This is a genomic window from Marinobacter antarcticus (assembly GCF_011049865.1).
In the GTDB taxonomy this organism is placed as follows: domain Bacteria; phylum Pseudomonadota; class Gammaproteobacteria; order Pseudomonadales; family Oleiphilaceae; genus Marinobacter; species Marinobacter antarcticus_A.
In genome coordinates this window covers 20391-28482 of sequence record NZ_DRGY01000007.1, presented here as the reverse complement: position 1 = coordinate 28482, position 8092 = coordinate 20391, and the positions used below count along the sequence as shown (strand labels likewise).

The following is an 8092-nucleotide window of genomic DNA, read 5'->3' as shown; positions in this document are numbered from 1 at the left end:
CACCCTCACCCGCTACAAGCGCATGCAGGGCCACAACACTCTGTGGCAGGTAGGCAGCGACCACGCAGGTATCGCCACCCAGATGGTGGTTGAACGCAAACTGGCCGCTGAAGAAGACAAAACCCGCCACGACCTGGGTCGCGATGAATTTATCAAGCGAATCTGGGACTGGAAAGAAGAGTCTGGCGGCACGATTACCGGCCAGATGCGCCGGCTGGGCAACTCGGTAGACTGGGACACCGAACGCTTCACTATGGACGACGGTTTTTACAAAGCCGTGCAGGAAGTGTTTGTGCGCCTGTACGAAGAGGGCCTGGTCTACCGTGGCAAGCGCCTGGTGAACTGGGATCCGAAGCTGCACACCGCTATTTCTGATCTGGAAGTTGAGAACAAGGAAGAGAAAGGCTATTTCTGGCACCTGCGTTATCCCCTGGCCGACGGCGCAACGACGCAAGATGGAAAAGACTACCTGGTCGTCGCCACCACCCGTCCTGAGACCATGTTGGGTGATACCGCCGTAGCCGTGCACCCGGACGACGAGCGCTATCAGCACCTGATTGGCAAGTTCATCACGCTACCGCTGGTGAACCGCCGCATTCCGGTGATTGCCGACCACCACGCCGACCCGGAAAAAGGCTCTGGTTGTGTGAAAATAACCCCTGCCCACGATTTCAACGACTACGCCGTGGGCAAGCGCAACAGCCTGCCAATGATGAACGTGCTGACTCACGACGCCAACGTCCGTGAGCAGGCCGAAGTATTCAACAGCGACGGCAGTGAAAATACCGATCTGGACGCCACCCTGCCCGTCGCCTACGCAGGCATGACCCGGGAAGACGCGCGCAAGCAGATCGTAGCTGACATGGAAACAGCCGGTCTGGTTCAGCAAGTAGAAGACCACGTTCTGAGCGTGCCCCGTGGCGACCGGTCGGGCCTGATCATCGAACCCATGCTGACCGACCAATGGTTTGCCGATGCCAAAACCCTGGCCAAACCGGCCATTGAAGCGGTTGAAGACGGCCGTATCCAGTTCGTGCCAAAGCAGTACGAGAACATGTACTTCTCCTGGATGCGCGACATTCAGGACTGGTGTATTTCCCGCCAACTGTGGTGGGGCCACCGCATTCCTGCCTGGTACGACACCGAAGGCAACATTTACGTTGGCCGCAGCGAAGCGGAAGTGCGCGAGAAGCATAATCTTGCGGCAGATTTTTCGCTGAAGCAGGACGACGACGTTCTCGACACCTGGTTCAGCTCTGCACTCTGGACATTCGGCACTCTGGGCTGGCCACAAATCAACGAACGCCTGAAAACCTTCCATTCCACCGATGTGCTGGTCACAGGTTTCGATATCATTTTCTTCTGGGTTGCCCGGATGATCATGATGACCATGCACTTTATGAAGAATGAAGACGGCACGCCTCAGGTTCCGTTCAAGACCGTTTACGTCACCGGCCTGATCCGCGACGAGCACGGCGACAAGATGTCGAAATCCAAGGGCAACGTGATTGACCCGCTTGACATGATCGACGGTATCGAACTTGCCCCGCTGCTGGAAAAGCGCACCGGCAACCTGATGCAACCGAAACTGGCGAAGAAAATTGCCAAGCAAACTGAGAAGGAATTCCCGGACGGCATTTCGGCCCACGGCACCGACGCACTGCGTTTCACGCTCGCGGCGATGGCCACCACCGGCCGCGATATCAACTGGGACATGAAGCGTCTGGAAGGCTATAGAAACTTCTGCAACAAGCTGTGGAACGCCGCCCGTTACGTGCTGATGAACACTGAAGGTGAAGACTGTGGCGTTAACGACGAGCCGGTAACCTTGTCGCTGGCTGACCGCTGGATTGTCAGCGCCCTGCAACAGTGTGAGCAGGATGTGACTCGCCATCTTGATCAGTACCGTTTTGATCTGGCGTCCCAGGCTTTGTACGAGTTTATCTGGAACGAATACTGCGACTGGTATCTGGAACTGTCCAAACCGTCGTTGAGCGACGACAGTGCCAGCGCCCAGGCGAAACGCGGTACGCGCCGCACTCTGGTTCGGGTGCTGGAAGCGGTTTTGCGCCTGGCGCATCCGATCATGCCGTTCATCACCGAGGAAATCTGGCAGCGTATTGCGCCGTTGGCGGGAAAATTCGGTGACAGCATTATGGTGCAGCCTTTCCCGCAAGCGGATGCCCGCAAGCAGGATGATCAGGCGGTCAGCGACATTGAGTGGCTGAAAGGTGTGATTGTGGCGGTGCGTAATATCCGCGGCGAAATGAACATTTCCCCGGCCAAAAAGATTCCGGTTCTGTTCCGGGGTAACAGCGCCAATGGTCAACGCCGGATGAACGAGAATCGTCAGTTTCTGAGCTCGCTGGCCAAACTTGAGAGTCTGGAATGGTTTGAGGGTGACAATGCTCCCATGTGCGCAACCCAACTGGTGGGCGATATGGAAGTGCTGGTGCCTATGGCGGGGCTGATCGATAAGGATGCGGAACTGAAGCGGCTGGAAAAGGAGCTGGAACGCCTGCAAAAAGAAATCGAACGCCTGGAGGGCAAGCTGAACAATGAGAAGTTCACGGCTAAGGCGCCGGCTGAGGTTGTCGCGAAGGAGCAGGAGAAGCTGGTTGAGGTGCAAGGCAATCTGAGCCGGTTAAACAAGCAGCGCGCAGACATTGAGGCCATGTAGGTATGGTGTCGGCGGGTGAACGTTCCGGGAGTGGTGGGCAGATCGCTATTCTTGGAGCGGGTTCTTTGGGGCGGCTTTGCGCCGCCCTTTTGCCGTCTGGTGAGTGTGGTTTTTTGCCTCGTTTATCTCGGGGTGCCTCTCATGTTAAAACTGATATTGGACTTGAGGGGAGCTTCAGCCGTCAGGAAGTCCCTTCCGAAACACGCTGTGAATACGTCCTTGTACGCTCTGTTCCGCCATCCATGGCTCCACAAGGTTTCGGGAGGGACTTCATGACGGCTTCGCCGGACTCTCTGGAAACCAGCATCTCTATATCCCGGCGCTGGTTGCAAAGCGCTGACGCTATCAGTTTATTGCTCGTAACAACCAAAGCTGGTGATTCGATCGCGTCTTTGGAAGCCTGGTTGCCTCGTATTCCCGAGGACACGCCTGTTGTTTTGTTCCAGAACGGTTTGGGTAGCCAACAGTCGGTTGCTGAACGCTGGCCCGAGCGGCCAATTCTTGCGGCGAGCACCACTGAAGGAGCGAACCGGCCCTCACCCGATGTGTTGGTTCATGCCGGGGCTGGCGATACCTGGGTGGGTACCCTTACGGCTTCCGCCGCTGAACACACAACGCGTGTTGTGCAGCGGCTGGCCGAGACCGGCTTGAGAGTTCATGCTGAGGAAAACATTCTGCGGCGGCTCTGGCAGAAGCTCGTGGTCAACGCGGGGATTAATCCGTTTACGGCTCTGCTGGATTGTCCGAATGGCGATATACTTGGCGCATCTCTGTACAAGCAGAACATTGACGGGCTTTGCCATGAGATATCTCTTTTGCTGCAGGCTGAAACCCGGGAGATTATTGCTCCGTTGATTCTGCAGGAGCGTATTGAAGCGGTGGCGAAGCATACGGCGAGCAATACCTCGTCCATGCGTGCGGATGTTCGTGCAGGACGTAAAACCGAGATCGATTTTATTAACGGCTACCTTGTGCAGTGCGGTAAACGCCATGCCATTGCTACGCCGGTAAACCAAATGTTGGTCGAGCGAGTACAAGCTTTGTAGCGCTTTTAGCCAGCCAGCTTTTCACCAAAAAGGAGTTCTTCATGGGCAATCGCCTTTCCAAGATTTACACCCGCACCGGTGACGACGGCACTACCGGCCTGGCCGATGGCAATCGTATTGCCAAAAACGCCCAGCGCGTAGAAGCCATGGGTACCGCCGATGAGCTGAATTGCCACATTGGCCTGCTGATAGAAACTCTGGATAACGATGATGAAATGCTCGGATCCTTGCGGCGCATTCAGCATCACCTGTTCGATCTGGGCGGTGAATTTGCGATTCCCGGCAGCACAGCGATCACCGATGAGCACATCACCTGGCTGGAGAATCTTCTGGACGACATGAACGAACCCCTGCCGCCCCTGAAGAACTTTATTCTGCCTGGCGGCAGCCCCGCTGCAGCCCAGTGTCATATGGCTCGCGCCGTGTGCCGTCGCGCTGAGCGGGTCGTGGTTGCGCTCAGCCACGAAGATTCCATTAACCTGCTGGCACGCCAGTACCTGAACCGTTTGTCAGACTTGTTGTTTGTGGCATCGAGAGTGCTCGCGCGACGGGAAGGCGCAGAAGAAATTCTGTGGGATCAAAAGAAATCCGGGATGTAGAAATCGCGGCAAGGTGAGATTGCACTCACCTTGCCGTCTTATAACGTCAAACCTTGAACGCCTCCACAAGCCCCTGCAGAGAGGCCGTCAGCTCGGTCATTTCCCGGGAGGAGGCCAAGGTTTCTTCAGCGTTAGCAGCAGTCGATGTTCCCAGTTCACCAATATGAGCGACGCTGGCGTTCACATCGTTGGATACGGCCGACTGTTCTTCTGCGGCCTGGGCAATCTGATGGCTCATGTCCACAATCACCGAGATACCATGGGCAATCCGGCTCAGGGCTTCCGTTACTTCTCCGGATTTCTCAACCGTTGTCCAGGTTGCATCCCGGCTGTTGGTCATGGCCGTTACCGCATCTTTCACACCACTTTGAAGCCGTGAAACCATGCCCTCGATTTCTTCAGTTGACTTGTGAGTGCGCTGAGACAAGGAGCGCACTTCATCGGCAACAACCGCAAAACCACGGCCATGCTCGCCCGCACGGGCAGCCTCAATAGCCGCGTTAAGGGCCAAAAGGTTGGTCTGGGCCGCAATCGCCTTTATTTCCACCAGAACCTGGCTGATGTTGTCGCTGTCTTCACTCACCCGATTGATAACAGCCACCGCACCGGAAATCTCAGTCGCTAACCGGTTGATGGTTTCTACGGTCGTTGAAACAACACCCCGGCCGGTTTCCGTATCCCGTTCAGCCGCGGTTGCACTGTCGGCAACTCGATGAGCGCTCTGTGTCACCTCGCTCACCGCCTCTATCATCTGAACCATCGCTTCGTTGATCTGCCCGCTTTCTGCCATCTGATGAGCCACGGCCTCGCTATTGGCAACAGCCGTATCCCTGACTCGCGCTGCCTGTTGATCCACTTCCGAGGTTGTCTGGCTTACGGAGCGTATCAGGTCGGCCATTCGATCCGTCATGCTGTTGAACTCGTCGGTCAGTTCGCCGAGTTCATCGCGATTGTCGAGGGAAATACGGGTAGTCATGTCCCCTGCGGCGACCTTGCGTGCGGCATCACTGAACCTGTTGATCGCCGTGCGTACAGACACAAAAAACCCGACGTAGAGATAGACAACAATCAGCAACACCACAACCAGTGCCACTACGATCAGGCGGCGCTGGCCAATCTCCCGCTGCAGTCGCGCACTCAGGTTGGTGTTTATCACATCAAACGCCGCCGCTTTCAGGGCCTGATAACCCTCCAGCTGCCCACCGATACGCGAGTCGTAGTCCTGCCATGACAACGCCAGCCGCATGGGTGTGATGATGTTCAGGTCAAGCAGTTCGCGAACATTCAAAAGACTCTTGTCCACCTGCGAAAACGCATCGCCTGCCTGAGTTGCCAGAGCCGGAGACGCCCCTGCGGCAATTGTCAGAGCTGGCGAAAGCAACGAACTGCGATTGGTAAGGCCGTCGTAAATTTCGTTGAATGTCTCACTCAAAGCAAAGCCAACCTGCCCCTCAACCAACGCATAGAACCCGTAGGAGCGCGCCTGACCGATTACACTGCGGGCATTGGGTAGAGATTCGCGAATCAGCCCGAGAACTAACCGGTTCTCGCGCGACGCGCCCTGGCCCAGCCCGGATGTTTCTATGGTTGCGGGAAGAAGCGCCAGGGCTTTTTGGACAAACTCCTGATAGTACTTGAACTGGGGATCAAAATTGGTCTGATAGTTGTCGTCGGCGCGGAGTTTCCGCCAGTCTGCCCGGAAGGCCTCAACCTGATCGGCCCAGGTGCCAGATGCGTCAAATGAGCGCGATTCTGCGGTCAGGCGCTCCAGAATGGCGTCGATATTTTTGGCTGCTGTTTCTGAGCGCGCCATGATCGCGGCGTTATTTTTAGCCACGGCAGGCGCGCGAAAATCCCGGTAGTCCATTGAGGCGTCGACCAGACGGTCAACCCGGCGCAGTTGCTCAAGGCCTTTCACGCCGCGGATTATGGTCTCAACCGAGTGATTGAGCTCCGTCATCACAAGCCAGGACAGCCCACCAATCGGCAATAGAAACAGAATGCTGATAAGACTGAACTTGTACAACATCGGCAGCCGGTTCATCAGCGCGACTGCAGGGTTTATAAGTTGGTTCACATCGGCTCTCACGTTGAAACATAAACAACAGAATTATGATTCTTCTATTCATCGCCCGACCACACCAAACGTGAGTGCAATCTCTTGCCATTCGGGGCTTTAAACAACCCCGGCAATAACCAGCAGCGCCAGTGCGCAGATCCATGCCAGCATACTTCGGTTAAGCAGGCCTCTCACCGCCCTCAAACTGCGACCGCCAAAACTGGCCCATTCATCAGGATGTACCTGGGAAAAACGGCCAGGATCAAGGGCATACCCGGTTAACGACCCATTTGCCGATACCATGAGCACTTCTGAGGTTTTTTTTGTGATGCCGGTCATGACGGCTCTGGCTTCACCCAGCCACCCCGACAGATCACCCGCAATCCCGAAGGTGACTGAAAGCAGTCTTACGGGTATCCAGCTCGCCCATTCGCAGGCTTTGAGATACCTTGGTCTTGCGGCAGCCTGGGGCCACTGCTCTGCAAGCGCTACCAGCCCCCGCGCAAAGATCGCCAAACCGATACCGCCCACAACGTACCAGAATGCAACCAGGAAAAAGCGTTGGAAAACCGCCACCGCCAAGGCCCGGGTTAGCGAAAGATGCATGATCTCGGGTGACGTTGCCGCACCACGCTCAGAGGCTGGCAGCCTATCCTGAATATGGTGCCAAGCGGCCTGCATATCGCCCTTCTGCCATGCATCCCCATAAAGCTGAACGCAGGAACGCCAGCCTGGCGTGCCCATCATCAGCACAAGAACAAGAATTTCCAGAGGGTAAGCCGCAATCCGCCAACCGTAGAGTGATAAACCATACACGCACAAGGCGGCTAGCAGTGCCGGCAGCGCCACCAGAACCAAGCCGGTCACAATACCGGATTCGCGCCCGGCCTTCGCAACGCCACCCTTATGAAACCAGCGACGCCACAGCACATCACCGGAAACGGCGTTGACGTTATCCAGACGCCGGCGCACAAAATAGGCAATCAGAAACACCACGAGCGTCATTTATAAAGCTCCCTTTTGTGTCTGTTTATCACGGAGCACGACTGACTGACGTTTCTGAAATAAAGCCCGAAAGCCAGGCCAGTCAAACGCCGGGCCGGGATCGGTCTTACGGCCGGGTGCAATGTCACAGTGGCCGGTAATCCGATCGCTGGTGATCGCCGGCCACGCTGAGCTGATCACCAGTGCCAGATCTGCAAGAGCGCGGTATTGCTGGGGTGTGTAGGGAACGTCGTCTGCGCCCTCAAGCTCAATTCCAACGGAGAAGTCGTTGCACTCTTCCACGCCCTGAAAACAGGAACGCCCAGCGTGCCACGCCCTTTCCAACAGGCTGACAAATTGCACCACGGTTCCATCCCGTTCGATCAGGGCATGGGCCGAAACGTGCAGATCGGCAATGGTTAAAAAATACGGATGGTCAGCGGATTCGAGGCGATTTGTGAAAAAATCTTCAATATAGCCACCACCAAACTGGCCCGGAGGCAGGCTGATATTGTGCACGACAAGAAGACTTATCGCTGTGCCTTCGGGGCGGGGGCCGTAGTTCGGCGACGGACACCAACGAACAGATGAAAGGCGACCTGTACTGCGAAGAATATTGATGTCTTCGCAGTACACGGTCGCACCAACGGAATCAAAGGTTGAGTGGGGCAAGATGAATCCATAGTTATCAGAGCATTACACTGTGTGTCTGATTGAATCACAA

6 protein-coding genes are annotated in these 8092 nt (G+C 56.0%); 3 read left to right on the top strand and 3 right to left on the bottom strand.

The window, feature by feature from the left end; genetic code table 11:
• The 3 genes from ENI00_RS01175 to ENI00_RS01165 form a co-directional block, all read left to right on the top strand.
• Positions 1 to 2680 (top strand): valine--tRNA ligase (locus ENI00_RS01175; RefSeq protein ID WP_304097598.1); only part of this gene is annotated, 2680 nt, incomplete at its 5' end.
• 2 nt (positions 2681 to 2682) lie between these two features.
• Positions 2683 to 3726, top strand: a complete 1044-nt coding sequence (locus tag ENI00_RS01170) for a ketopantoate reductase family protein (protein ID WP_304097596.1) — start codon at positions 2683 to 2685, stop codon at positions 3724 to 3726.
• Positions 3727 to 3767: 41 nt separating this feature from the next.
• Positions 3768 to 4325 (top strand): cob(I)yrinic acid a,c-diamide adenosyltransferase, encoded by a 558-nt coding sequence (locus ENI00_RS01165; RefSeq protein ID WP_304097594.1) that lies wholly within the window; start codon positions 3768 to 3770, stop codon positions 4323 to 4325.
• A gap of 46 nt (positions 4326 to 4371) precedes the next feature.
• Here the strand turns inward: ENI00_RS01165 and ENI00_RS01160 are convergent, their stop codons facing one another.
• The 3 genes from ENI00_RS01160 to ampD form a co-directional block, all read right to left on the bottom strand.
• Positions 4372 to 6402: a methyl-accepting chemotaxis protein gene (locus ENI00_RS01160; protein WP_304097591.1), complete on the bottom strand. Its 2031-nt coding sequence runs from the start codon at positions 6400 to 6402 to the stop codon at positions 4372 to 4374.
• Between the two features lie 99 nt (positions 6403 to 6501).
• Entirely contained in the window at positions 6502 to 7389 is an 888-nt protein-coding gene (locus tag ENI00_RS01155; protein ID WP_304097588.1) for a histidine kinase, read from the bottom strand.
• Positions 7390 to 7989, bottom strand: coding sequence for a 1,6-anhydro-N-acetylmuramyl-L-alanine amidase AmpD (gene ampD / locus ENI00_RS01150; RefSeq protein ID WP_304097604.1), 600 nt, complete (start codon positions 7987 to 7989; stop codon positions 7390 to 7392).
• Positions 7990 to 8092: the final 103 nt, after the last annotated feature.